This is a genomic window from Pseudomonas sp. ADAK13, from assembly GCF_012935715.1.
GTDB lineage: Bacteria > Pseudomonadota > Gammaproteobacteria > Pseudomonadales > Pseudomonadaceae > Aquipseudomonas.
In genome coordinates, this window is sequence record NZ_CP052860.1 from 4889268 (window position 1) to 4915027 (window position 25760).

A 25760-nucleotide genomic window follows, 5' to 3' on the forward strand; every position below is an offset into this window, starting at 1 on the left:
TGCGCCTCACAAAATGAACTGGCCGCCGTGATAGACCAGCGGGGCCGCCTCGTCCATCACCTGCACTCCCTCTGGACGACCGACCAGGATGCAGTGATCACCACCCTCGTGGATGGCATCAATGTGACATTCGATGCGGGTACAAACCTGTTCCAATAGGGGGCAACCCAAGGCTCCCCAATTGTGCGGGATGCCGACAAATTGCTGATCTCCCTTACGGGCGAAGACATACGCCAGCTCGGCGGCGTCGGCAGTCAGTACGTTGACTGCAAAGCTTCCATGCTGGCGGATGGCTGCGAGCGTGCGGCTGTTTTGGTCCAGGCACACCAGCAGCAGGCGTGGGCGCAACGACACACTACTGAAGGCGCTGACGGTGGTACCCAAGGGGTTGCCCTTGGGATCGGCCGTGGTGATGACCGTCACACCCGAGACAAATTGCCCCATACTGCGTTTCCACAAGAAAAGCTCCGCTTGCTCATCATCAGTAATGTTGTCACCGATGTGGACCAGGGTAGATTGGCTCATGTCACTTCCCTCAGGCTCGACCGCACACGGCCAAAGCCGTCAGTGCGTAAATTTGGGCGCTTTGCAGAAGGTCTTCCGGGGTTGGCAAGAACCGGGGCATACCGCATGTCACGGCCGGAATACGCTGCATATTGAACACGTTGTGGTCACGCCACATGCTCGAATACACCGGGTGAGCCAATTGCAATGGTTGTTCAAGAACCCTCTGTGTTGCTCTCTGGATAGCCGCCACCAGTGGCTCGACAACCTGTTGATCAGCCTCGAAGCCATGTCTGACGACCATCGGTTGCACAGCGAATTCACCGATGTGCATCGCTCGCAGCAGCGCTTCCAGCTCGCGCATGACAGGCGCCAGCGTTTGTTTGGGCGTCAACCCCAATTCCAGATAGAGAGAGAAAACCTCGCTACCGGCACCAAAGGTATGAGGCATTCCAGCGCGGACCGAATCTATTTGCACCTTGGGCACTGAGATTCCGCCGGCTGATTCGTATCGATGTCTGAGTTCATAGCCAATACCCCAACGGTGTAACCCTTCGATCAGCTTGCCGCTGCGATAGATTGGGTTGGGATGTTGTTGCAGATCTTCGGGATGCTCCAGGATCGGTGTAAAGGCCCCTTCCCCCAGTAGGTCGATGCGCAGAAGCGCATAGCCGCATCCCTGCCATGTCACGCCAAAGTCAGTACCTTCTGCCGCAATCGCGTAGTCGGCTGCAACACCGCCATGATGAAACAGGTAGTGGGCACCAATGTCCTTGCCCAGGTTATCCAGCCCGCGATGTTCCTCGATCGGTTCAGGGCCTATTTCCCCGGGGCAGGCGGTCAGGTAAAGCCGCCCCGCCAGTTCGATACCGGCTTTGCGTAATGCCTTGGCAGCGATCAAAAAGCAGCTCATTGGCCCGCGGTCGTTACTGATGGGATAGCCGTGCAGGCGATTGTTCTCCAGCCAGCAACGCGTCCAGTCAGGCCGCTGTACGGTGTTTTCGCGGTACTTGTATTTGTCCAGATCAGGGTTAAATGTTGGACTTTCAGTATCTAGATGCGCGGTGAACAGCAGGTTGGCACCCACGCCGCGACCACCATATTCGCCAATGATGTTAGGTCGTTGCGCAGTAATGCCCACGGCACGAGGTGCTAGCCCCTCTTTCTGCATCCAGCCACGAACGAACTCGGCGGCTTGAAGCTCTTGGCCGGAGCGGCTGGGAATGTTGCCCAGAGTCAGCGCCAGCTGAGTCAGCTCTTCCTTGTCGATTGCCGCCTTGATCGCAGCCGACTCCTGATCCGTCACGTGATAAGGCGCCGGGCAGGCAGTGCGCACCAGCGCAGGTGGAATAACGTCGGGCTTATCCATGTGGAGTACTCCAGGCATTGATGATTGCATCTGTGTCCAGGCGGATCGCAAAGCTCTCGGTCAAGACATTCAGGCTATGCCGGTGCTGTTCGAGGTCGTAGGCACCGCAGGCATCGCCGGCGATGAATACCGAAAAGTCCTGGTGAAACGCATCGCGCACGGTTGAGTCCACACAGCACTCGGTGGTGAAGCCGCAAACTACCAGCGTGTCGATTCCGGCGTTGCGTAGTTGCGTAGCCAGGTCGGTGCCATAAAAAGAGCTATAGCGCTGTTTCCAGATCACCGGCTCACCTGCAAGGGGCTGGACCCCATAAAACTCAGCTCCAGGACTGCCTTCGCGGCACAAGCCATTGCTGATTTCCAACGCTCGGTTCGTGCGTTCCATCCACAGCTGCCAACTGGCCGGGCAACCCTCAGTTGGCTGGCGCAGACCGACAAAGTAAACGGGTACTGCGCTTGATCGGGCCTTGGCCAACAGCGCCTGGACCTGAGCCAACGGCTGCTCCAGAGGAACTACATCCACTCCCAATAGACCCAGGCATCCCTGAGGAGAGATAAAGTCGACTTGCGCATCGATGACGCACAGCGCCGTGCGTTCGGCAGCCAACCAGTCATGCAAGGCCATCTGACTCATGAAAACTCCGCCCGCAGCTGTGGCAGGATTTGTTCACCAAACACTTTCAAGCCACTGGCATAGTCCGGGAAAATCAACATCACGCCATCTAGTTCGCATTCACGCAGCAACTGCGACAACAAGCGTCGACACGTGTCGGGGCTGCCGATAGCGGTGTGGGTCATGAACGCATTGCTGGCGCGCTCCACCATGGCGTTGCCCTTGCCTTCGGTGTCGATTCCGAAACTGTTCAGCATGCCCCGTACCGCGCCCACATCCAGGCCGCTGCGGTAGTGGTCTGCCAGGGCATGAGCTTCTTCGTCAGTAGGAGCACAGATGATTGTAGACATGCAGAATGTCTTGATCGTGGTGCCTTGGTTTGCCGCCATGCTCTTGGCTCGAAGGCTGATTTCCCGCGTTTCAGCATCGTCCTTGCCGCCGATGAAACAGGCGTCTGTATGGCGAACGCTGAAGCCTAGCCCCCGGTCCGATTGTCCGGCACAGACCAAGTAAGGTCGTGGTGTACAGACCGGCTTGGGTTCGGAGATACAATCGTCCAGGTTGAAGAATTCGCCTTTTTCGGTAACCCGAGGCTCGCTCCACAGACGCTTGATCATGCGCGTCCACTCTTCGGTCATCGCGTAGCGTTGGTCATGGGACAGGGAAGCGTCCCATTCCCCCATTTGCGTGAACTCACCCTTGAACGAGCCAGAGACGATATTCAGGCCTGCTCGTCCGCCACTGATCTGATCCAGGGTGGCAATCATTTTTGCGGTGACAGCAGGGTTGTGGAGGCCGGCATGCAGGGTGGCAATGATGCGCGCATGGCTGGTGGCCTCTGCGATCGCTGCCATCATGGTCACCGACTCCAGCGACGTACCCCAATGGTCCGTGTCGCCACCAAAGCCTCTCCACTTTGCCATGGACATGATGAAGTCCAGGCCTAAAGCATCGGCCAGTACCGCTGCCTCGCGGTTCTGCCGGTAAGAGGCATCCAGCGTCGGAGTGGTGGTGGATATGATCCAGCCGCCGTTGGCGATGGGCAGGAACACCCCGAATTCTTTAGTTGTTTGACTCATACTTTTACCCATTACGTTTGGTGCAAGAAAATGTTCAGTTCACGACTGCAGCGGCGTCAGCCTGGACAAGCTTCGGTGGGCGCATCGCCAGGATTGCCAGCAACACCAGCACCGGCACGATGACAATGCTCAAGAACGCAGTGGTGAAGCTCCCGGTACTGTCCTTGATCGCGCCCGCCAGCAGCGGCGAAAAGCAGGCCAGCGTCGAGATCAGGTTCATGACGGAGAACAGCTCAAGGTAAGGGCCACGGCCGAAGTAGTTGGACAACATCACGCTGGTGGCCAGGAACGTCATGCCGTAGCCAATACCGATTCCGCCGCAGAACACCAGAAGGCTCGACCAGGAAGTACCCAGGCTCAGGGCCAGAACGCCGGCGATCAGCAGCGCCAGGCTGCCTGCGAGAAGTTTTTTGGGCTCGAAAATTTCACCGATGGCACCGCCAACAACGCGCGACAGGGCGTTCAGAAAAGCTTGGGCGCTGAGCAGCCCAGCGGCCATTTCAGGGCTGAAACCGCGATCAGTAATGTGCGCCACCGCAAAACTGTTGACCGTGATGCCACACAGCAGAAAGGAGGTGTACGCAGCAGCGATGACATAGAACTGCCAGGTGCGTAGTGCCTGAGAAGCGGTCCACTGATCGTCGGTACGATAAATGCCGGCTTTACCTTGAGACTTACTGTGCTTGGCAACTTGGGCGGCATGCGCCTGCTCGCGCTCACCTTCACGCAGTACCAGGCAGGTAAGTACTCCGGCCACTGCCAGCAGGACACCACACAGGCCCCAGTGCATGCGCCAGCTGCCCCAGACATTAACCGCCAGAAAGTAGATCCAAGGCCCCACCACACCGCCCAGACCACCGAGGGTGAAGTACACGCCGAAAGCCAACGACTGCTTCTCGAACAGGCGACCCAGCACGTGGGTGCCTGGCACGGTGGCGACAAAACTGAAGCCAATCCCCAGCAGTGTCGTGCCAACAAAGTAGGCCGTAATACCGTGAGCGTTATAGAGAGAAGCAAACCCAACAGTCAGGATAAGCGTGCCCAGAAACAGAGTTACGCGTACTCCCGCACGACGGATTATTATCGCTGGCAGGTAACTGGATAGTCCGCACGCTAAACCGAGAAAAGTGAAGCCCAGGCCGGCATCGGCCCAACTCCAGTTCAACTCTTTGATCATGCTCGGCAATACCACGCCAAGGGAGGTAAAGGTCGCTGCGGAAACAAGAAAGAACAACAGGCTGAACAGCGAAAGTACTGTCCATTGATAATATGTGGAATACGAACTGTAAGTGTTGGGCATGGTATAAACTCCGGGCGCAGTCAGGTAATAACGGGTCCCCGTTGAAATTAGAAGAAGCTGTAGCGGATCGACGCCCCGTAACTGACTTGGTCGGTATCGTAATAGCGGGTGCTCTCTATCTTGTATTTGTTCTTGATCGGTTCCACGATCAAGCCGGCCCACAAGTGCCCAGGCTTCTGGCCCATTGCTTTACCCAAGTCATAGTGCAATTCGGGTTTAAAGTCGGTTGTTTTCGCCTGTCCGCTTCCGCCAAAGGTTTGGTCGAAGGTACCGACAATACGGAAGTCACCCAATTTAGTACTGAAGGGGTAGCCATAGTCGATATGAAGGCGACGGTCATTCCAGCCTAGTTGTTCGTTATGTTCAAAGTAGAACATGCTGCGCAGCCAGGCGAACCCAGAGACATTCCAGTCAAGACCGATACCCGGCATGTACTGGTAATCGTAGCCCTGAGTGCGATCAATCCACTGGGCGAAGCTGATGTCCTTCAAGATTCCATAGGACAGGTCAGTATTGAATATCTTGGACATACTCAGGCGCGGCACAAGTTTGTAATAGTAGGTGCTGCCCGTTCCCTGATAGTTGTGGTTGAGGGCGTTCTGCCAGATGCTGTACACATACATGTCGCCAATACTGTAATCGCCAAAAGCCTCAAAGATAGGAGAGATGGTGTCTTGTGGATCCACCTTGTTTCCGCCCTGAACATACAGGCTGGTGTCGAAGCTTTGATAATTTACAAAGTCGCCGGCCTGGGCGCCGAAGGCGGTACACAACAGGGAGATGCAAGCAGCACCCAATGAACCTTTTACAGCAATAGTGGAGTAATTCATGTTTTCTTCACCAAGATCGTTTTATGGCGCTTTTATATAAAGCGTCCCAATAATTTCAACGGCAGGTGGAGTCCGCAAAGTAATAAGTTCAACCCGACTTCCGTGTTCCGCATACACAATGAAGTGCTGCTTTGTCATCCTTGCTAGTCATGTTATGCAAAGCCTTCGCGGAAAACTTGTCCAAATCCGCACCACGTTTTGCACTGTTGCTCGCGATCATGTGTTGGTATATCTAGCCGCCCTGATCGCTATGCAGAGATTCTGCCAACGGCGCGCTTCTTGCAGATTTCCACCTGAAAGTTAAACGAGACTTCATCGGCGCATCTGACCGCACGGGTTATGGCGGTGCGTCAAGGGCAGACCATAGATGCAGATTTCACTTTATAGCGGCACCTTCAACGGGCTGACTCGCAGTTTTATCCCTCTGGCAAGGGTGCCGGTGATTCTGATCACCGTCGCGGCGTTAGTGTTCATGCTCTTACGGGTGCTGCCGCTAGATCCGGCAGCCATGCTGTTATCCCCTAATGCTACACACGAACAAAGCACTCAAATGAGGCGGGTGCTGGGCCTTGATAGGCCCATAGTTGTGCAGCTTTGGTTGTGGGTCAGGAATGCCAGCCACGGCGACCTCGGACAATCTCTTCAGTTTGACGACAGCGTATCCAGCCATATCCTGCATGCCCTGCCGGTTACCTTACAGTTGGTCGGGTGCAGCTTGCTGCTGGGCATTGTCTTGGGCGTGGCCAGTGGTGTGCTGGCGTTTTATAGTCGAAACACGCCCCTGAGGGGAGCACTCGACCTGCTCAATGGCCTGGCGCTGGCTATCCCTGAATACCTCTGGGGCATCGTGCTGATCCTCGTATTTGGCATCACCCTGAAAATGTTGCCTTTCTACGGGCAGATCGACCCTCAACTCCAGGTGCCTGAACATACGGGCCTTCTGCTGTTCGACTGTCTTTTGGCGGGCGATGGCCCTGCTCTGGGCAGTGTCTTCGCGCACCTCTTGCTTCCGGCAACGGCACTGGCGATGAGCATCGCGCCCCCACTAATGAGGGTGCTTTATTCAAGCCTGGACCAGGCCTTCGATCAAGAATATGTGCGCTACGGTCGTCTCAGGGGACTCTCGGAGCGGCGTCTTCTGGTCCATCACGCCCTGCGCAACGCATGGCTACCAGTGGTCACTCTGATGGGCGTGCAAGGCGGGTTATTGATCGGTGGCACACTGCTGGTAGAAAGCATCTTCGGCCTGCCGGGGCTGGGCAATCTGATGATCGACGCCATTGCCAGTCAGGACTTGCCAATGATTCAGGGTGTGGCGCTGGTCTACACCATGGCGGTGTTGTTGAGTAATACCTGCGTGGAGTTGGCACTGGTTCACCTCGACCCTCGCCTGAGGCCGCTATGAGCGTTCGCATCGCCCTCGGCTGGCGAGTCAAATGGGCATCGGGCTACTGGCTCATGTTGACGTTGGTGGCTCTGTTTGCCCCCGTTCTGGCCCCGCACTCCCCACAGATGCAGGATTTGACCCACACATTACAACCCCTGGCGTGGTTACCCGGGGGCAATTGGCACTTCCCTTTGGGCACCGACGTACTGGGACGTTGTCAGTTTTCACGGCTGTTATTCGGCAGCCGTGTGGTGGTTCTGGTAGCGTTTCTGGCAGCACTGGGCAGCGCCGTGATCGGCACTACGCTTGGCTTGCTGGCCGGTTATTTCAAGGGTTCGATCGAACGCACAATAATGTTTGTGGTGGACGTCTGGATGGCATTCCCGGCGGTAGTGCTGGCCATGCTGTTGATTGTCGCGCTCGGCCCAAGCCTGAGCAACGTCGTACTGGCAATCATCCTAGTGGACTGGACGCGTTTCTGTCGGGTGATACGCAGCGATACCCTGCAGTTGGCAAACCAACCCTACGTATTGGCCGCGCGCATTGCCGGGGCTTCGCAGCTGTCTGTGTTGTGTCGTGAATTGCTGCCTGGAGTTCTGCCGACTCTGATCGTGCTGTGCTCACTGCAGATGGGTTCGGCAATCGTTGCGGAAAGTATTCTGGCCTTTGTCGGCATGTCAGTCGGCCCGACTGAGGCCTCCTGGGGGGCGATGATCGCCCAAGGGCTGGGTTATGCGTTCAGCGCCCCATGGCTGGTATTGCCGCCCATCATTGCCACGGTCAGCGCAATACTCGCCAGTATCATGCTGGGGACCGGTCTACGCTATGCCGCCCGTACTACTTCACCACGTCGCTCCCCTAGAGAATCTGAAAGATGACGGCAGCCCATGCACAGTTTGTACCTCCGCACGTGCTCGAAATTCGTGGGCTCAGCGTCGATACGGAGCATGTTCAGATCCTGCAGGGCATTGATTTCAGTCTGGAGCAGGGTCGTATTCTTGGCATCGTAGGTGAATCCGGTGCAGGCAAGAGTCTGTTGAGCAAAGTGCTGGGCCGTGCCTTGCCAGAGGGTTTTCGGGTAAGTCGCGGCAGCCTGATTTTCGCCGGACAGGATTTGTTGGCCGGCCCGTCATCGGCCCATCGCGACTTGTTGGGCAAGCGCATCTGCTTCGTGCCCCAGGATGCCCAGCAGGCATTGAACCCGGTGCTGAGCATAGGCCAGCAACTCAATGAGCATTTCGAACGACTGGGCATACCCCCGGGATCTTGGCCGGCCATGGGGCAGGATACGTTGCGCAGCGTTCAACTGGCGCAACCCGAGCGCGTGTTGCGCCAGTTTCCTCACCAGTTGTCCGGTGGCATGTGCCAGCGCGTTTTGCTCGCCATGGTCTTCGTGAGCCAGCCTGACCTGATTGTCTGTGATGAAGCCACCACGGCGCTGGATCCTGTTACCCAGCTTAAGATTGTCAGCCTGTTGCGTGATCTGCAGCGCGACCGGCGGACCTCAGTGCTTTTCATCACCCATGACCTGGACCTGGCGGCACACTTGTGTGACCAGTTGCTGGTGCTCTACGCGGGCACCATGGTCGAGTACGGGAATACCGAAAAAATTCTTTTGGCTCCTGGCCACCCCTATACCCGCGCGCTGCTCAATGCTCGACCAGCCCTGACCGGTGATTGGCAGCCATTGCAACCCCTTTCAGGGCAGATGCCGAGTATGGAAAGCCTCGCGAACCTTAAAGGCTGCCGCTTTGCGCCGCGCTGTGGCCAAGTCGAATCCTCCTGTCACCATCCGCCACCCCTGCAGCAACAGGCAGACGGCCGTTGGTTACGCTGCTGCGGTGGTCAACAGGTCAGCGTTGCAGCGGACAGCCCGGTAAACTTGGATGCGCGTTACGCCCTGGGACTGCTGGGTGGCGCGCCACCTTTCCTGCGCGTGGAGAACCTGAGTCAAAATGATCGCGTGGGTCGATGGCCCAATCGGCATCTGGAGCCGAGATTGCAAGGGATTGATTTCAGCATCGCTCCCGGCGAGTTCATCGGCTTGGTCGGCCCCAGCGGCAGCGGCAAGTCCAGCCTGGCGCGTATCCTGATGGGCTTGCATGCTCCCGACACCGGTCGCCTATGGCTCAATGGCGAACCACTTGGCCTTGACCGGGCCTCTTGGGAACGGCGCCGGCAAGCAGTTCAGCTCACTTTCCAGAATTCCAGCACCACGCTCAACCCGCGCCGTACCGTGAGCGAACTGTTGACCCAGTCACTGGATCATCAGGCCGTGTTGCGCTCCGAACGCAAGGCTCGTGGCGAGACGTTGGCCAAGGCGGTCGGTTTGCCGCTGGAACTCTTTTCACGGCTACCTGAGCAACTCTCGGGAGGGCAACGCCAGCGCCTGAATATAGGACGGGCGCTCTGTAATTTGCCTCAACTGCTGATAGCCGACGAAATTGTCTCGGGGCTCGACGTCTCGGTGCAGGCACAGATTCTCAATTTGTTGTTGGCGCTCAGGCGTGAGCACAAGATTGCCCTGTTGCTCATCAGTCATGACCTGGGCGTGGTGCGCTACTTGTGCGGCCGCGTGATGGTCATGGATCAGGGACGTATCGTCGAGTCTGGCGACACGGCAAAGGTCTTCTCTGCTCCCAAGCATCCGGTCACCCGGCAACTGCTGGAAGCGGCCCGTTATGAGGTAGAGCATGCTTGATCGTCGTACATTGTTGCGTCACACCCTGGCCTGCATGGCTTTAGGCACGATGCAACGGTTGGCTGCGGCTGCGGATGATGGGGGCATGCCGTTGAGCATTGCCTATCCCACGGACATAAACAGTTGGGACCCCCTGCGCGTCAACCCGCTGCAGTCAGGCCTGATCAAGTGTTTATTTGACCAACCGTTGTCACTGCGTCGAGACCTCAGCCCAGGCCCTAGTGTTATTAGCCAGTATCGCTGGCTGGACTCCAGTTGCCGACAGTTGGAAGTACAACTGCGTGAGGGCGTGCGCTTTCACAATGGTCAGCCGCTGGACGCAGAAGACTTGCGTTTCTCGTTGCTGGAACGTGCACGCCTTGAGCCAGGATCCTTACTTGCCGGTATTTGGGGCGGTCTGGTAGATATCGAGTTGCGCACTCGCTACCGGGCCATCATGCGGCTGAGTTACCCCATGGCCGTCGCCCCGGCAATGCTCGCCGATGTGCCGTCGTACCTTGTACCCAGCCAGTATTATCAGAGGGTAGGCAGCGCTGGTTTTGCTGCAGCGCCTATCGGTTCTGGTCCCTATCGCTTGCTGGAGTACGAGCAAGGCGTTCGTATCCTGTTCGAAGCCAACCGCGACTACTGGCAGGGCGCGCCGGCGATTCGACGTCTCAATGTGCTGATCAGCCGCGACCCGGTCGCCCGTGCGGCGATGCTGCAAGCGGGCAACGCTGGGCTGACAGTGAACCTTCCGGTGAGCGAGAGCCAGCGCCTGGGACGTTTACCGGGCCTGACGCAAACCATTAGCCCAAGTACGGCCATTGTTTTGCTGCAGATGGTCAATCAAGGGGCGTTGAGACGAATTGAGGTACGTCTTGCCTTGCATCATGCCATCGACAAAGTGGCCATTTCTCAGGGCCTGTTCGCGGGCTATGCCGTGCCGATCTGGGTGCCGGCCGGCCCTGATATGCCTGGCCATGTCGAGGGCTTTAAGATTCCGTACGATCCGTCAATGGCACGTGACCTGCTCGCTACCGCGGGCTACGATCAGCAGCATCCTCTGAAAATCAATCTGTACACCACCAAAGGCGTTCTGCCCAGCGACTTGGAAATGGCAATGGCCATCCAATACATGTGGCAGCAAATTGGTGTACAGGTCGACTTGAAGGTGTTGTCGATGAGTATGCTGCTGGCCTACCAGAGCCAGGGTCGCCTGGATGGTCCGGTACTGCGTGGCTGGAACCCCTCAGCGGGGGATCCGGCCACATACTCTGGCTTTTTGATGCACCCCCAGATGAGTTTCGCCCTGTTCAAAAGCGACGATATCGCCCCTCGGCTCGACCCATTAATGGCTGAACCGGACAATCAGGCCCGTATCGCTGGTTTTCGCCTTTTTGACCGATGGCAAGTCGAACAGGGCTATTCCATCCCGCTTTTCCAGAGCCCTTCAATCTGCGTGCATCGTTCTGATTTGCGGTACACGGCGCAACTCAATGGCGTCCTAAAGGCCTGCGAGCTCTACTGGGGCAATGCGCAGGCATAAGGCTGTGAACCGCACGACGTAGCCCTAACAAAGGCAGGCGAATTAACTTGCTTTTGGCAAAGGTGTTCTCGGCCGAAGGGGATGCGCTAATGCACTCGGCGCATTTGGATTCTTGCGCTGATAAAAGTCCCAGGCCGTGAGAAACTTCGTCCGAACTGCAGGCCCAAGGTGTTTTCGCATCTCTGTGTACTTGGGGGCGCACACATCTAGCGTTATCAGGATGATGAGTGCGATGCCATTAGGTTGCCTCGTTGCAATCCCCGAGCCGACCACTTAAACGTGGTCATTTATTTGTTTACTGTTGCGAGAGTGGATTTCGGCGACGCTCCCCTTGTGTGCTTAACAGAAGATGGCGGTCAGCATCACTAGCACAATCATCTGCTATTAGGTCGCGCTCAAGCAGATACTCAAAACTGCAATATCATCTGTCCGCTGATGCGTATACGGCACGATACCCGACTCAAGTCTTCGTCTGATACCAAAGACCAAATCGAGAATTTTGATGGTGACACTACAATCGTTACGTAGCACTCTGCAGGAAAGTGACTCAGCAGGAGCTGACTTGATGGATGGCGCAAACCCGATTTTTACCAAGGAGCGTTTGTTAGAAAGTGCTCCGCGTCTGTTCTGCCAAGAAGGCATTCAAGCAACGGGTATTGCGCGATTGCTAAGTGACGCCGAGGTCGCTGTATGAGAGTTATGGATCCAAGGAAAACCTTTCCGTGCGGTGTTTGATAGCGAAGCCGCAATGTGGTTTTCCTAGTTTGATAAGGAGTTGCCTCAGCGTACGGACGATCCGGAGCTGCGTCTGTTTATTCTGATTGATTTGTTGGATGAGTGATTTGGAGGAGGGCGTTTTTTCAGATGCCTGTTCACCAATGCGGTGGCCCAGCATGACAAAGCCTCGAGTTGGGTGCGTGATCTGGGGCAAGAGCATTTTAACCGGGTGCACGCCCGTATCGAAAACCTGGCCACTGAGGCTGGACTGCGTGAACCCAAATGCGTCGCTCAGCAAATCTGCCTGCTGATTGACGGTGTCATAGCGACCGCAATGGTTTCGCGAAATGCACAGAGTGCCCAAGTCGCTCGCCCCATTTTGCAAATACTGCTTCGCTAAGCGAAAAAGTCCGCCTGAACTCAGCACCAGTAGAAGCGACATTATTTGCGCCGGTGCCTAGTAACATGAAGGTTATTCTTCAAGTATTTGAGTTTGTAATGCAGTAGTGGGATCAGTAATCCTGTCAAGGATTCAGTCTCACAATGGATTTCTCCACAAGGCGAAGAAGAAAGGGTTTGAAGCTTTATACGAAAAAACCGGAAATATCTCTAGATATCAGGCGCTGCAGTATATCGCAAATTCGGTAAAGTTGTGGGCCGAATTAAAAGCGACAGGGGTGTTTGACACTCATGGCCGCTAAGTTGGGACAATCTTGGGGGAGGCTCTGACGCCATGATTGTCCCAAATTGACTAGACCTATCCTAGACAATAAGCTTGAAAAGCTAGCTCTGAGATTCGAGGGCGAAAGCCTCCTCTCGGAGACACTCGAAAGAAAAGACCATCATCCGATGGGCTTTTTTTGTATGTGTGTTTGGTAACCGAATCCATTGTGCACGAGGTTTGGTCGCGGTAGCGATGGCGGTTACCTGCCATCCTAGGACGGGATCCCTACGTGCGGAACTACTGCTTGCGGCTCCTGCCTTGGGTAACAGCATCGGCCCCCGGCTCCCTGTTTACACGGCTCAATGGCTTGCCCATCGGTTTCTCCAATGTGTGTCCGGGATTAGTTGACCACTACATTATCAATCTGCAAAGACTCTAGATGCGTTCGGTTTCGATGCTATAGAGGAGGCCGCCGTCGCAAGCATCGAGCTTCTTTCGGGAGCGCAGACCATCGCGCACGTTCGATCAATGCGTTTGTGGGATGAAGTGCCACCATCGCTCTATAGCATAATTGATACTGAACTGCGTAACTACGTTACACGCCAGCTTGACTCGTTTGGAGTCTTTCAGCGTCCGCTTACTGTCGCAGTGGTGTGGGGCCGCAAACGGTAGCGTTTTGACGAGAGTTCGGGGCTCACGGATACAGCAGCTTTACTTGGCTGGGGCTGAGTCAGGCCCTGCAGTACGGCGGCGCAATTATCGCGTGGCGGTGCCCTGGAACGGCAACCGGACCATCGGCATCTGCCAACCATTTCGCCTCGCAAGCCGCGTATACGAAAAATTCCGGTCGCGCAGCTCTGCGACTAAGAGCGGCTGGCTGGTGCAACGGCCGCAGTGATCGTACCTTGAGCGTGAGTGCATTAATCGGAGGCGAACGCCGGTATGTATGTTCACTGCGCGGTGGGGGAGGGGGACTTTTCGGAAGGAGATCTCGAAAGCTGCGTTCAGCATAGCGCCGACAGCCGAGGCCGCTTATGATGAAAGGCGCCCAACGGTCGTTCCAGCTCAAGCCTCTCTTATTTATAGGAACCGGGCTAACCCGCGTGGATGGGTGGTTTTCGAGGCGAAACCATACAGCCTCGAGCTTGCTTTCTCTCATATTATTTTGGAGTCGGTTTATGTCTAAGGTTGCCAGCCTTGCCGCCTGCCTAATCGGTTTATCATTGCAGCCTGCAGCCCATGCCAGCAGTACCTTTTATGTCAATCCCGAATCAGCCGCCGCACAGTGGGTAAAGCAACATCCTGATTCCCCCGAGAGCGCAAAAATTCGCGCCGCCATCGTCAACGTACCGAGTGCCCTCTGGCTGACCGGCACCAGCCAAACCACCGATAAACTGACGGCTAGGATCAATCTTTACGTTTTGGCCGCCCAAAATGTCCAAAAGGTCCCGATTCTTGTTGCCTACAACCTGCCTCACCGTGACTGCAGCGGTGGCGCGTCCGCGGGCGGCGCAGGAAGTGCCGCTGAGTATCGGGGTTGGATCGACCAGTTGGTCAACGGCGTAAGCTATCAGCAAGCCGTCATCGTTCTAGAACCGGATGCGCTGGCCGATATGCAATGCCTTAATCGCGACAATCGGGATGAACGCCTCGCACTCCTTAACTACGCAATATCCAGCTTCAGGCAGCGCGCGCCGCACGCGGATGTTTACCTGGATGCGGGAAATGCCGGCTGGAAACCCGCGGGACTGATGGCCGATGAACTGAATGCCGCTGGGGTGAAAAATGCGCGTGGTTTTGCCCTGAACATATCCAGCTTTTACACACTGGCTCAGTCCCGCGATTATGGTGCCGCGATCAATGCCAAGTTGTCCGCCGATCACGATTACACAAAATCCATTGTCGTAGATACGAGCCGAAACGGAAATGGCGCCGTCCCCGGCGACTGGTGTAATCCGCCCGGGCGCAGGGTGGGCATTCAGACTCAATCCCTCTCGCCAAACCTGCTGGCCCTGTGGATCAAGTTGCCTGGCAACTCGGACGGCGAATCGTCACCGAAGACCGACTGCCATGGTGGTCCGGCCGCCGGCACATTCAGCGCAGCGCTGGCGGTGCGGCTGATTGATGGCAACTGAAGTTTCTCCTGCGGACAGGACAGGAAGCCTGGGCACACGAAGTGCCTACAGGCTTCAGAATTGCCAGCACGGCATTTCAGGGTCAGCGTTACTTTTCTAGGTATGCACCTGATGTTGATGCAGGGCTCATGGGCGTTTGACGTGCAGGGCTGTTCCGCCAGTAAGTCTTCATTGATGGCGCTTGGGTCGATGCGGACAATGGTCAAGCGATCAAGGCCAACAACCCCGCGACCGGCGAAATCCTCGGTACCGTGCCAAAATGGGCGCGACCGAACCCCGTCGTGCCATTTGAAGCGGCTGACAAGGCGACCTGCGGCCTGGCGTGCACTGACCGGCAAGGACTGCGCCAACAAGCTGCGTCGCTGGTTCGAGCTGATCATCGAGAACCAGGACGACCTGGCTCGCCAGATGACCCTGGAGCAAGGCAAGCCGCTGGCTGAAACCAAGGGCGAAATCGTTTACGCCGCTTCGTTCATCGAGTGGTTCGCCGAAGAAGCCAAGCGCGTCTACGGCGACGTGATTCCGGGCCACCAGCCGGACAAGCGTCTGATTGTGATCAAGCAGCCAATCGGCGTCACCGCCGCCATCACGCCGTGGAACTTCCCCGCCGCGATGATCACCCGTAAGGCCGGCCCAGCCCTGGTTGCCGGTTGCACCATGGTGCTCAAGCCTGCGTCGCAAACCCCGTTCTCGGCGTTCGCCCTAGCTGAACTGGCCCAGCGTGCCGGCATTCCGAACGGCGTGTTCAGCGTGGTCTCCGGCAGCGCCGGCGACATCGGCAGCGAGCTGACCAGTAACCCGATCGTGCGTGAGTTGTCCTTCACTGGCTCCACCGAAATCGGTCGCCAACTGATGGCCGAATGCGCCAAGGACATCAAGAAAGTATCCCTGGAGTTGGTAAGCGCTCCATAAACCCCACCGACTTCAAGATGGGTAATGCGCCTAGCTAGGCGATGCCGGCGAGCAGTTCCACGGTAACAGCGCTTCGTAATCTTCAACCGAGGTCGCCATTGGCAGCCGCTCTAATGCGTGGCGCAGCCACGCATAGGGCTCTTGGCCGTTGGCTTTAGCAGTCTCGACCAGGCTGTAAAGTTGAGCGCTGGCCGTTGCGCCTTTGGGCGTATCGCTGAACAACCAGTTCTTTCTTCCGATGACGAAGGGCCTGATCGCACGCTCGGCGGGGTTGTTGTCGATCGGCAAATAGCCTTCCTCGGTGTACCGTTCGAGTTTGTTCCAGTTACTCGCCAGATAGCCGATGGCTTTGCCTAAGGCGTTCTGAGACGTAACGTGTGGCTGCGTCTTTTCCATCCAGCTTTTTAACTGAGCCAGCACTGGCAGGCTCCGATCATTCCGGCCGGTTTTACGATCGTCGTCGCCCGTATCCTTCAGATCACGCTCGACGCCATAAAGTTTATTGATCAGATTCAGTGCGATATCAGCGCGTCCTGTCTTGCCTTTCGGCTGCACTTTTTGCGCCTCAACAAACTTGCGCCTTGCGTGCGCCCAGCAGCCCAAACGTTCGACTCCAGCCTGCGCGCCCAACGCGTTATAACCGGCGTAATCATCGGTCACCACGTAGCCACGATAGCCATCGAGCAGGCGTGTCGGCACCTCCTGCGCGCGGCTGGTGGAGTAGTCAAAAAGGATCACTGGTTTATCTGGCGGGCCGCCGGTTTGCACCCACATCCAGGACTGGCTGCTTGGGTCTCGGTCAGGCTCTTTCAACACCTGTACCCGTGTTTCATCGCAGTGGATAACACGGCTGCCCAGTAGGCTATCGCGCATTAAATTCAGCAGCGGCTGGAAGTGTTCACCGAACTGGATAACCCAGCGTGCCAAGGTCTGGCGCGGGATATCGACGCCATGGCGGCCCAAGACTTTTTCGAAACGGTGAAGCGGTAGTCCATCGACGTACTTGGTGGTCAGCAACATCGCCAGAACACTTGGGCTGGCCATGCTTTTTTCAATCAGTTGAGCCGGCTTGTCAGCAGTGACCGGCGCCATCTCGCAGTCGCGGCAACCGTAAACTTTCCGAACGTGTCTGATCACACGGATCTGCATCGGAACGATTTCAAGCTGCTCGCTGACTTCTTCGCCAATAGTGTGTTTGCGGCAGCCGCAGACGCACGTCAGTTCATGCTCGGGAAGTTCGTGGATGATCTCGATGCGTGGCAGATCGGCGGGCAGTGGCTTGCGTTTGCCGCGGCGCTTGGTCGGGGCAACGACCTCTTCATCTGAGGCTTCGTCCACAGGCTCGACGACGCTTTCTACTTCATTGAAGAGGGCCAGTTGCGACGTTGCCGCATCAGCTGTTTGCTCGGACTTACGTCCGAACAGACGCTGAAGCAGGAGGGCATTCTGTTCTTCTAGCCGAACAATCTTTCCCTTGTCCAACTGACGCTCGTCGAGCATCTGCCCAAGCATTTGCTTGAGCAGAACGGGATCATCTGGAAGATTTTCGGGCAAGGAATTCATGCCCTGGATTATACCGAATCAGGCTACGAATCGCGGCGTCAAAACTTGATGAGGACGGTTGCGCCAGAGGTCGAAGCCATCGAGCATCCAGTTGAGTTCCTGGACGGTCAGAACGATCGCCTCGTCGGTGGCGTCAGGGGATGTTTTGAATCGTTCGGACTCGAGACGTTTGAGCCAAAGACAGAAGCAGTTGCGCTCCCAATATAAAATTTTCACTCGGTTGCGGGGCTTGTTGAGGAAGACGAAAAGCACGGGGTCGAATACTGCGACTTTAATATCCAGCTCGACTAGCGCAGCCAAGCCGTCGATCGATTTTCGGAAGTCGACCGGCTTGGGGTACAGATACACTTTTTCGACTTTGGCATCGGGTCGCATCATGGCGAGCTGGCTCCTGAGGGAATCGGGAGCACAGCATCCGGGATCCGATAAGCGCTTTGAATGTGGGGTTTATGGAGCGCTTACTGGAGTTGGGCGGCAACGCGCCGTTCATCGTGTTCGACGACGCACACCTGGATACGGCCGTCGAAGGCGCGATCATCTCCAAGTACCGCAACAACGGCAAGACCTGCGTTTGCGCCAACCGTCTGTACATCCAGGATGCGGTGTACGACGCGTTCGCCGAAAAATTGAAAGTGGCTGTGGCCAAGTTGAAGATCGGTAACGGTCTGGAAGAAGGCACCACCACCGGCCCGCTGATCGACGAAAAGGCTGTGGCCAAGGTTCAGGAGCACATCGCTGATGCCCTGAGCAAAGGCGCCAAACTGCTGGCCGGCGGCAAGGTCATTGATGGCAACTTCTTCGAGCCGACCATTCTGGTCAACGTGCCGAAAGACGCTGCCGTGGCCAAGGAAGAAACCTTCGGACCATTGGCGCCATTGTTCCGCTTCAAAGACGAAGATGAAGTGATCGCGATGTCCAACGACACCGAGTTCGGCCTGGCTTCTTACTTCTATGCCCGCGACCTGGGCCGTGTGTTCCGTGTGGCTGAGGCCCTGGAATACGGCATGGTCGGCGTCAACACCGGGTTGATCTCCAACGAAGTGGCACCGTTCTGCGGCATCAAGGCTTCGGGCCTGGGCCGTGAGGGCTCCAAGTACGGGATCGAGGATTATCTGGAAATCAAATACCTATGCCTTAATATCTAAAAACAAGAGAATTGTACAATTTTAGGCCCAGCTTTCAGTTTGGAGGATGCTGCGGAATTCGCTCCGCGGCTTGTCCTCGGGTTAGTTTTTGATAAAGACAGCCAAGCATGGCGGCTAGTAGCACATTAACCACTTGCATTGGGCGTTCTTCGGTTACACAACTGTCTAGGCGCTCTATACGCAGAGTCATGGAGCATGGGCTTACCTTTCATAAATCGCGTCAATACTTTTCTTCGACATCCCGAGATATCTCAGAATTCATTGATTGGAATGGACACGTTGAATTCGCAGCGCTCAACTTTCATCATTACACTGAATCAAAATAGGATACCGATGCACCAGTCCGTATCATTTTACTGGGGATTACGACACCTCCAGAGGCAATATCGCTCTACCCGTCGACTATACGAAGTGTCGAAATCGGCATCCTTGTTGCATCTTTATTGCCTGTATTTCAGATAAAGGCCTGCTCGATCTTAATCGTTGCTCGCACGGGCACATCTCGACGGAAACAGGGCCGGCGGAAGTGAAAGCTCACCCTGGGAGATTGCTGAAAATATTGCGTAATTTATCCTGGATACGGTGAGGGCTCGAACATTATGCAGGGGGTTCAGCAGGGATTACCCGACGATCACGCAACTTAGGTCCGAAGCAGACACTTGCACCGGATTATTTTTTTTGGAGGGGGTGGCTCGGAATGAATTACCATTTCCAAAAAGCAGACTCAGTTCGCTTCACGTCAAGAAGCATAAGTCGATAGCACTCCGTACGGCATCTGAGTCAACACGTATTTTATTATTTGGTTTTCGTCTTAACAATTAAGCGCCACTCAATTTTACGAGCATTTTTACCGATATGTTCATGCGATACTGGAAAAGGCTCCCCTTTGGGTGAAGCAAGTTCATCATCGCACCCTTCGCACCGGTAGATACCTGATGCAGGGGCTAGGTTACCCACTTTGTATGGGGTGTTCCACTCAATATTGGTAAATATGAAACATAGGTTTGAGTTAGGTGCTGAACAGCTTTTTCGAATACAAGTGCCATCTTCTGCTGGTCCTTAATAATAGTGATGATTCAATGATTTTCATCGAGCGAAAATCTGATTCTAAAACCTTTTGCTTTGAGTCTCGCCAACTATAAAAATTTTTACTTTTGTCGGCCTGTTCAAAGCATTATTCATAGTAAATAAATATTTATTTTGCTTTCGGTCATCGATAGCTTGTCGCGCCGAAATCAATAATGTCATTTTTAATCTGTGAGAATTCGTACTCGCTCAGCCCTACCTGTTCAAGGATTTCAGCGCCCACAATTTTCCATTCATAGTCTATTTTTTGGTTGCCAAGGATCTTTGAAGATTTACATATGTTATCTGCCATTTTCAGAATAGCTAGATGTTGTTTGACACGCATAGTGCAAGGTGATTTGTGCTTAAATATAGGTATCACATTATGATGATATGCTATAGAAATACAGAGATCGTCAGGTAGTTGCCAAGCTTTTGAAATGTAATGTCCTACTACAGCATGATTCGTATTAAAATGTATATTTTCATAATCTACGACACGCCTGTTCTCGGAGACTTCAGCATATGCCGTTTCCAATGTAGGGAAATAGTTAGCAAAACGCTTCATCATTAGAGGTATGCCACAGTCATGGAATAAACCCAGTGCGTACATCTCATCCGGATTTTCAGAAGATAAATGCTTCGCCAAGGCTAGCGACGTCATCGCAATGTCCTGAGCGCCATCCCAAAACCTATTGAGTGATATTATTTGATCGTTGCCTAGCGCTTCTCTCACCGATAGTGAGTTAATAATATTTACTACTGATCGGCTTCCCAGGAGAGAGACCGCTTTATGAATGGAAAGAACTTTTGTGCTTAAGCCAAAATAAGAAGAGTTTACGAGTTTTAGTAAGGCCCCTGACAGCCCTGGATCTTGGGCGATCAACTTAGATATCTTGCCAAAGTCCGGATCTGGCATGCACTGCTCAATTTGTAGGTCTACCATGATTTGGGGTTGCGGCGGTATGACAATCCCTTTTAGGAGTTGCTCAATATCCGCGTTAGAAAGCTTATCCTCATTCATGAGTTTTACTCTTATTGAATATATCGTTGTGATCATTTAAAGAGGCTTGCAAATTTTTAATCATGCGCTCCTGTTCCGCACTCTCTAAATCCAATCTTCCGAGTAGGACGTCAAATAGCTCAATTTGCCAATCGATTAGAACAAAGCACTGCTGCAAAGCATAAATTGTAGAGTCTTTCATGCAAATATCAATATTCGTGTCTTCAAAAGTATCGATTATCAGGAGGCAGAACTCCGAGGTTTCTTTCATGCCAGTTTGCATGGCAGATTCGGATAGTTCAAAAAGTGTCTGAAAGAGCTTGGTGCAAGCATCTTTATCATTGGGGAAATGTTCAAAATGCTCAGCGCAAGAACAAAGAACATTGAGCAATGCAGATGCGCGACCAATCAGCAAACCTTGTTTTGTCCTATAAAAATGTGTATCCATGCTTCCTCCCAAAAACCTACAGATCCAAATTTTTAGGCTGCTCCAAACTTGAGTGTGTAAAAGATGCTACGAATTAGCGTCTTGTCGCGCTATTAAAAATTTATGGGTTGAGGTTGTAGAGCAACTCAATCCATTAACTATCTTTTGTGCCAGCTATACTAATGGCTTGCGGTAGCGAGCCAGTGACGGCAAAAACTATTGACTGGTAGTTCAAAGTGTCAATATCAAGGGCAGCAATTGCAACCTGATAAGTCATAAATAAAGCGATGCTACTAGTGCGATATTGTGAAGTGCTGGCATATTCCGAAATCGTATTGCATTCATTCGCAATGAACTAATCGGCATCAAGAGCTAAATAGTTTTAAGATGGGATTTGATTGACAACTAATAGTTCGCTGTCCTAGACAACGTCTGCTCCGATATCAGGACTCTTTGTCTACAGTTGGTTGAATGATCGATAGCAAGAACTCCTCTGTGTCAACCATTATCGCTATTTAATTTGGTTTTCATGATTTTAATAACTCCTCAAAGGCAATAGCTAGCGGATCTGATAAGCGGCTATTGTCTGTTGGTAAAACAGTCAGGCAGCTTCTCATGAAGGTACATAGTTTGCGTATTGCCGGGAAGCTAGCGTTTAATCTCTGGAGGGCGATAACTCCACGCCCTTGTTGCCAGCAGTAATGGCTAAATTCTCCCTTCCATTAAACAGCGCTTACCTGGATTTACCAAAGCTGCCACCATTGATGGCTGTTGATCAATGCATCTGTCCCGCTGCGCAAACATATTTTCTCTATATTCATACCGCGCGACTTTGAAATCCTGACAGGGGCGAGGCTACAAAAGGTAGCTCGGGATCAATTGAGACGGGCCACCCAGCGCAGTGGCAACACCTGCATCAAAACCCCCACCACCTTCCACGGCCAAGCAGGAACACAGGCGCTGACAGGTTCGCGTTCTATTGCGCGTACAAGTGCGTGACATCCGATGTCCTGATCTATCTCAAAAGGCAGCTTTTTAGCTCCAGCATTGAGCTCTGTGCGTATGTAGCCCGGATAAATGGTGCTGACTTTGATGGGAGTACTTAACAACTCTGCTCGTATGCCTTCACAAAGAAACGCCAAGCCGGCCTTGCTAGCGGCATAGGTTGTCAAGTGTTTCGGCAAACCTCGCTTGGCGCTCATTGAAGACATCGCAACAAGGTGGCCGGAGTTTTGTTTTCGGAAGATTTCCACGGCCGCTTCACACTGAGCCAACGCGGCAATGAAATTTGTTTCCGCGGTTTGTCGATTGATGGCAAAGTGTCCAGTGCCTATCCGTCGTCCGTTGCCTACCCCTGCGTTTACGATGATTCGTTCCAGGCTACCGAAGGTTCTTAAAAAGTCCTGAAAGACTTCGAATACTTGGTCGTGGTCATTCACATCCAGAGACCGCACTTCAATACGAACGTCATAAGACTCTTCCAATCTGTTTTGAAGATCGGTTAATCGCTCAGTACGCCGAGCACATAGCGCAAGGTTGTAGCCGCGGGCGGCGAACTCATGGGCGAGACCAGCACCCAGCCCCGAACTTGCGCCCGTAATCAGGACAGTCTTACGCTTTTGCAACATGTCACTCTCCGGATAAATGGGCGTTTAGCGCCATGTCAACATGTGGATATGTTCGCCCCGAAAATGCGCGTGCTCGTTCAAACTCAAAAGCCTATGTTCGCCGCGGCTATTGTTCTGAACGCAGGTTATGCTGGCGTTGGCAAGCGTCCAATTCACCTGCATAGCTACTGTGTCACTTAGTCCGAGAAGAGCCTGTGTTATGACGGCGATGACTCCACCTGAAGTGATCACGATATGGGTTTCGCCGCTTTGCGTAATTCTGAACAACCTTTCCAGCGTAGCCATGACTCGACGTTTGAACTGAGTCCAAGTTTCGTTATATTCGTCATCTGCATTGCCCTCGTACCAGCGTTTCAATGCGGCACTAAACATTTTGGCGAATGCATCCTGAGGCACATTTGCCGCACCAAGCTCATCGAGCATTATTTGGTGATTGTGGTAACGCGGCTCATAGCGCTCGATTACCTCTTGGTGGTCGAACTCATCAAAGCCGCGAAGGCTTTGGGGTAAGAACTCCCAGTCAGCGCCCATGAGCAGGCGCTGAGCTGTTTGTAGGTGACGTCGGAGAGAACCAGTCCATAGGCCATCGATATTTTCGCCGCTCTCTCGCAGGACTCGCCCCAAGTGTTCGGCCTGCTGTATTCCTACATGGGAAAGGGCGTCATAGTTAGCCTCACCAAACGACGCCTGACCGTGGCGAATCAAGATAAGTCGTGCCATGCCTATCCCTTCTCACTCTGGCGAATCAGGCGCAGACAGCGTCTATGCAACGCATGCCCCATAAGCCAAAAATGCTTGAATCCTGGATTACGTGTTTGCTTATGGTAATAGCGGTAGTAGATCTGCTGAATGATGACTGCTAGACGAAACAGGCCGAAGACTTCGTAAAATAACCAGTTTTCAGTCGTTACTCCGGTTTTTTGCTGATAGTAATAAATCACTTCCTGGCGGGTTAGCATCCCCGGCAAGTGAGTCGGCTGCCGTCGTGATGCGCGAAATAGATAGTTGTCGTCGGGCTCCACCCAATAGGCTAGCATCGTGCCGAGATCCATCAGGGGATCCCCCAGAGTTGCCATCTCCCAATCCAGAACGCCGATGACACGTGTTGGTTGCTGCACACACAGCACCACGTTGTCGAAACGCCAGTCGTTGTGGATGATGCAAGTTTTGCTGTCATCGGGAGTATTGGCTTTAAGCCATGCACGCACTTTGCGGTATGACGGAACATTCCATGTCACGCTCTTCTCATACCGCGCGTCCCAGCCCTCGATTTGGCGCTTGCAGTAGCCAGCGCCCTTGCCTAGATTTTCCAATCCTGCCTTGCGGTAATCAACTTGATGCAGGGCTATGAGCTGATCCAACACATTCAAGCACAGCTCTCGAACACGGGTTGCTGTGAAGTTCAAATCGCGAGGAAGGGTGGCGCGAGGGATGATTCCGATAATGCGGTGCATGACATAAAAATCGCAACCGATCACTGAATGATCCAAGCATAGTGCGACCATGGTCGGCACTATGGGGTAAGCCGATTTGAGTTGCTTCTGGATGTGGTACTCACGCGCCATGTCATGTGCGCCGGCAGCTTTTGTACCTGTTGGTGGGCGCCGCAAGATCAAGTCTTGGTCAGGGTATTCCAGTCGATACGTCCAGTTGGACGCTCCGCCTGAATATTGGGTTACCTTTGGTTGACCGATCAAATCTTCGAGCTGTGTTTTGAGCCAGCGATCCACCGCAAGCACATCAAGTTCTTCACCAAGGCGTACTGCTCCCCCCTGATCGATGGCTGTACTGATTAGGCTTGTGCTTTTGCTGAATTTACCGGCCGCGTCGAGGCTGGATTCACGCTTGTTCATTTGCTTGCACCTTTTACACCGGCACTCGACTTCGAAAACCCACGTTTAGCGATCTCTACCTTGGCGATGACTCCTTTATGGACCTCGTCCGGTCCATCGGCCAGGCGAAGGCTACGAGCTTGCGCAAAGAATGCCGTCAGAGGGGCATCGTGACTCAGACCTGCACCTCCGTGTAACTGGATTGCCATATCGACCACTTGTTGCAGAACATTGGGAGCAACCACCTTGATTGCGGATATCTCGGTCATTGCGGCGAAGGTCCCCAGTTTGTCCATTTTCCAAGCGGCATACAGTGTCAAAAGTCGAGCTTGGTCGATCGCAATGCGCGCATCGGCCACCCGCTCGCGATTACCGCCCAAGCTCAGAAGGGGTTTGCCAAAGGCAGATCGTTGCATTCCGCGATCAATAGTCATTTCGAGTGCCTTTTCAGCGGCGCCGATGCATCGCATACAATGGTGAATTCGGCCAGGGCCAAGGCGACCTTGGGCAATTTCAAACCCCATACCTGGGCCGCCGATGAAATTGTCGATTGGGACATGCACATTCGTAAAACTAATCTCGCCATGGCCATGCGGTGCGTCGTATTCGCCAAACACTGGCAGCATGCGTTCAATTTTCACACCTGGGGTATCGAGTGGAACCAGTACCATCGAATGCTGATGATGGCGATCTTTGCTGGCATCCGGTGTATGGGCCATGAAGATGACAACCTTGGCGTTCGGGTCACCAATGCCACTTGCCCACCATTTGCGGCCATTGAGGACTACCTGGCCATCCTCAACGATGGCGGTAGCTTGCATGTTGGTGGCGTCGGAAGAAGCTACTTGAGGCTCTGTCATGCAGAACACAGAGCGAATTTCACCGGCCAACAGAGGCATAAGCCAACGCAGCTTTTGCTCATCACTACCGTAGCGCCAGAGCACTTCCATGTTTCCGGTGTCAGGGGCGTTGCAGTTGAAAACTGTTGGGGCTAATAGACTGCGACCCATTTGCTCCGCGATCAGCGCGTAGTCCTGGATTGGAAGACCTGCACCTAGCGTCTCGTCAGGTAGAAACATGTTCCAAAGTCCCTGGCTGCGGGCCTTAGCCTTGAGGTCTTCGAGAATATGCGGAACCTTCCATTGGCTCCAGGCGCCACCGGGGCAGTTAGCAGCTACCTCTGCCCAGTAAGCCGCTTCAACCGGTTCAATTTCCTCTTTGATGAAGGCTACTACCCGGGTAAAGTAATTACGCCCCTTGGTGCTGCTCTCGAAGTACATAGCCGAATTCTCTGGTGAATTGCGGTCATCCTACAAACTTGCGTATGATGAGCGAAATGATAAATACTCATCGAAAGT

Annotated in this window: 21 protein-coding genes and 2 pseudogenes; 8 read left to right on the forward strand and 15 right to left on the reverse strand. The window is 54.1% G+C overall.

Features of this window, described 5'->3' with window-relative positions; genetic code table 11:
* Positions 1 to 6: 6 nt before the first annotated feature.
* From HKK54_RS22665 to HKK54_RS22690, 6 genes are all read right to left on the reverse strand, one after another.
* Complete coding sequence (locus tag HKK54_RS22665) at positions 7 to 525, reverse strand: flavin reductase family protein (RefSeq protein ID WP_169387900.1); 519 nt, start codon at positions 523 to 525, stop codon at positions 7 to 9.
* A 10-nt stretch (positions 526 to 535) separates the two neighbouring features.
* The gene (locus tag HKK54_RS22670) at positions 536 to 1873 is read right to left on the reverse strand and encodes a hypothetical protein (protein WP_202026868.1); all 1338 of its coding nucleotides are present in this window, start codon (positions 1871 to 1873) and stop codon (positions 536 to 538) included.
* Entirely contained in the window at positions 1866 to 2507 is a 642-nt protein-coding gene (locus tag HKK54_RS22675) for a cysteine hydrolase family protein (RefSeq protein WP_202026869.1), read from the reverse strand. Before HKK54_RS22675 ends, HKK54_RS22670 begins: the two co-directional genes overlap by 8 nt.
* The gene (locus HKK54_RS22680) at positions 2504 to 3538 is read right to left on the reverse strand and encodes an LLM class flavin-dependent oxidoreductase (RefSeq protein ID WP_202026871.1); all 1035 of its coding nucleotides are present in this window, start codon (positions 3536 to 3538) and stop codon (positions 2504 to 2506) included. The genes HKK54_RS22675 and HKK54_RS22680 overlap by 4 nt, the downstream gene beginning before the upstream one ends.
* Positions 3539 to 3599: 61 nt before the next feature.
* Positions 3600 to 4865 carry an MFS transporter gene (locus HKK54_RS22685; protein ID WP_169387902.1) on the reverse strand — a complete coding sequence of 422 codons (1266 nt, stop codon included), beginning with the start codon at positions 4863 to 4865 and terminating at the stop codon, positions 3600 to 3602.
* 47 nt (positions 4866 to 4912) lie between these two features.
* Entirely contained in the window at positions 4913 to 5695 is a 783-nt protein-coding gene (locus HKK54_RS22690; protein WP_169387903.1) for an outer membrane protein OmpK, read from the reverse strand.
* A 367-nt stretch (positions 5696 to 6062) separates the two neighbouring features.
* Here HKK54_RS22690 and HKK54_RS22695 point away from each other — a divergent pair, with 367 nt between their 5' ends.
* The 5 genes from HKK54_RS22695 (at position 6063) to HKK54_RS33805 (ending at position 12005) form a co-directional block, all read left to right on the forward strand.
* The gene (locus HKK54_RS22695; protein ID WP_169387904.1) at positions 6063 to 7100 is read left to right on the forward strand and encodes an ABC transporter permease; all 1038 of its coding nucleotides are present in this window, start codon (positions 6063 to 6065) and stop codon (positions 7098 to 7100) included.
* Entirely contained in the window at positions 7097 to 7960 is an 864-nt protein-coding gene (locus HKK54_RS22700; RefSeq protein WP_169387905.1) for an ABC transporter permease, read from the forward strand. Before HKK54_RS22695 ends, HKK54_RS22700 begins: the two co-directional genes overlap by 4 nt.
* A complete protein-coding gene (locus HKK54_RS22705) occupies positions 7957 to 9783 on the forward strand; it encodes an ABC transporter ATP-binding protein (RefSeq protein ID WP_169387906.1) in 1827 nt (608 codons plus the stop codon). Before HKK54_RS22700 ends, HKK54_RS22705 begins: the two co-directional genes overlap by 4 nt.
* A complete protein-coding gene (locus HKK54_RS22710; protein WP_169387907.1) occupies positions 9776 to 11311 on the forward strand; it encodes an ABC transporter substrate-binding protein in 1536 nt (511 codons plus the stop codon). Before HKK54_RS22705 ends, HKK54_RS22710 begins: the two co-directional genes overlap by 8 nt.
* Before the next feature lie 565 nt (positions 11312 to 11876).
* Positions 11877 to 12005, forward strand: coding sequence for a hypothetical protein (locus HKK54_RS33805; protein WP_272902941.1), 129 nt, complete (start codon positions 11877 to 11879; stop codon positions 12003 to 12005).
* A 3-nt stretch (positions 12006 to 12008) separates the two neighbouring features.
* On the opposite strand, the gene HKK54_RS22715 is transcribed toward HKK54_RS33805, so the two are convergent.
* Entirely contained in the window at positions 12009 to 12470 is a 462-nt protein-coding gene (locus HKK54_RS22715; protein WP_169387908.1) for a hypothetical protein, read from the reverse strand.
* Positions 12471 to 13870: 1400 nt separating this feature from the next.
* Between HKK54_RS22715 and HKK54_RS22720 the strand changes: the two genes are divergently transcribed.
* Together HKK54_RS22720 and HKK54_RS22725 are read left to right on the forward strand one after the other, a co-directional pair.
* A complete protein-coding gene (locus HKK54_RS22720; protein ID WP_169387909.1) occupies positions 13871 to 14827 on the forward strand; it encodes a glycoside hydrolase family 6 protein in 957 nt (318 codons plus the stop codon).
* A gap of 170 nt (positions 14828 to 14997) precedes the next feature.
* Positions 14998 to 15724: pseudogene (locus tag HKK54_RS22725) on the forward strand (aldehyde dehydrogenase family protein); the annotation flags it as partial.
* A gap of 45 nt (positions 15725 to 15769) precedes the next feature.
* Here the strand turns inward: HKK54_RS22725 and tnpC are convergent.
* Positions 15770 to 17302 (reverse strand): IS66 family transposase, encoded by a 1533-nt coding sequence (tnpC, locus tag HKK54_RS22730; protein ID WP_169387910.1) that lies wholly within the window; start codon positions 17300 to 17302, stop codon positions 15770 to 15772.
* An 18-nt stretch (positions 17303 to 17320) separates the two neighbouring features.
* On the reverse strand, positions 17321 to 17680 hold the full coding sequence (tnpB, locus tag HKK54_RS22735) for an IS66 family insertion sequence element accessory protein TnpB (protein ID WP_237150975.1): 360 nt from the start codon (positions 17678 to 17680) through the stop codon (positions 17321 to 17323).
* 83 nt (positions 17681 to 17763) lie between these two features.
* Between tnpB and HKK54_RS22740 the strand changes: the two are divergent.
* Positions 17764 to 18447 (forward strand): annotated as a pseudogene (locus HKK54_RS22740) (aldehyde dehydrogenase family protein); the annotation flags it as partial.
* A 1210-nt stretch (positions 18448 to 19657) separates the two neighbouring features.
* Here the strand turns inward: HKK54_RS22740 and HKK54_RS22745 are convergent.
* From HKK54_RS22745 to HKK54_RS22770, 6 genes are all read right to left on the reverse strand, one after another.
* A complete protein-coding gene (locus HKK54_RS22745; RefSeq protein ID WP_169387911.1) occupies positions 19658 to 20536 on the reverse strand; it encodes an HDOD domain-containing protein in 879 nt (292 codons plus the stop codon).
* Positions 20529 to 20963 (reverse strand): hypothetical protein, encoded by a 435-nt coding sequence (locus tag HKK54_RS22750; RefSeq protein ID WP_169387912.1) that lies wholly within the window; start codon positions 20961 to 20963, stop codon positions 20529 to 20531. The genes HKK54_RS22745 and HKK54_RS22750 overlap by 8 nt, the downstream gene beginning before the upstream one ends.
* An 854-nt stretch (positions 20964 to 21817) precedes the next feature.
* Entirely contained in the window at positions 21818 to 22570 is a 753-nt protein-coding gene (locus HKK54_RS22755; protein WP_169387913.1) for an SDR family oxidoreductase, read from the reverse strand.
* Positions 22571 to 22594: 24 nt separating this feature from the next.
* Entirely contained in the window at positions 22595 to 23290 is a 696-nt protein-coding gene (locus tag HKK54_RS22760; RefSeq protein WP_169387914.1) for a histidine phosphatase family protein, read from the reverse strand.
* A gap of 2 nt (positions 23291 to 23292) precedes the next feature.
* Complete coding sequence (locus HKK54_RS22765; protein WP_169387915.1) at positions 23293 to 24423, reverse strand: phosphotransferase family protein; 1131 nt, start codon at positions 24421 to 24423, stop codon at positions 23293 to 23295.
* On the reverse strand, positions 24420 to 25682 hold the full coding sequence (locus HKK54_RS22770; protein WP_169387916.1) for an acyl-CoA dehydrogenase family protein: 1263 nt from the start codon (positions 25680 to 25682) through the stop codon (positions 24420 to 24422). Before HKK54_RS22770 ends, HKK54_RS22765 begins: the two co-directional genes overlap by 4 nt.
* Between the last annotated feature and the right edge of the window lie 78 nt (positions 25683 to 25760).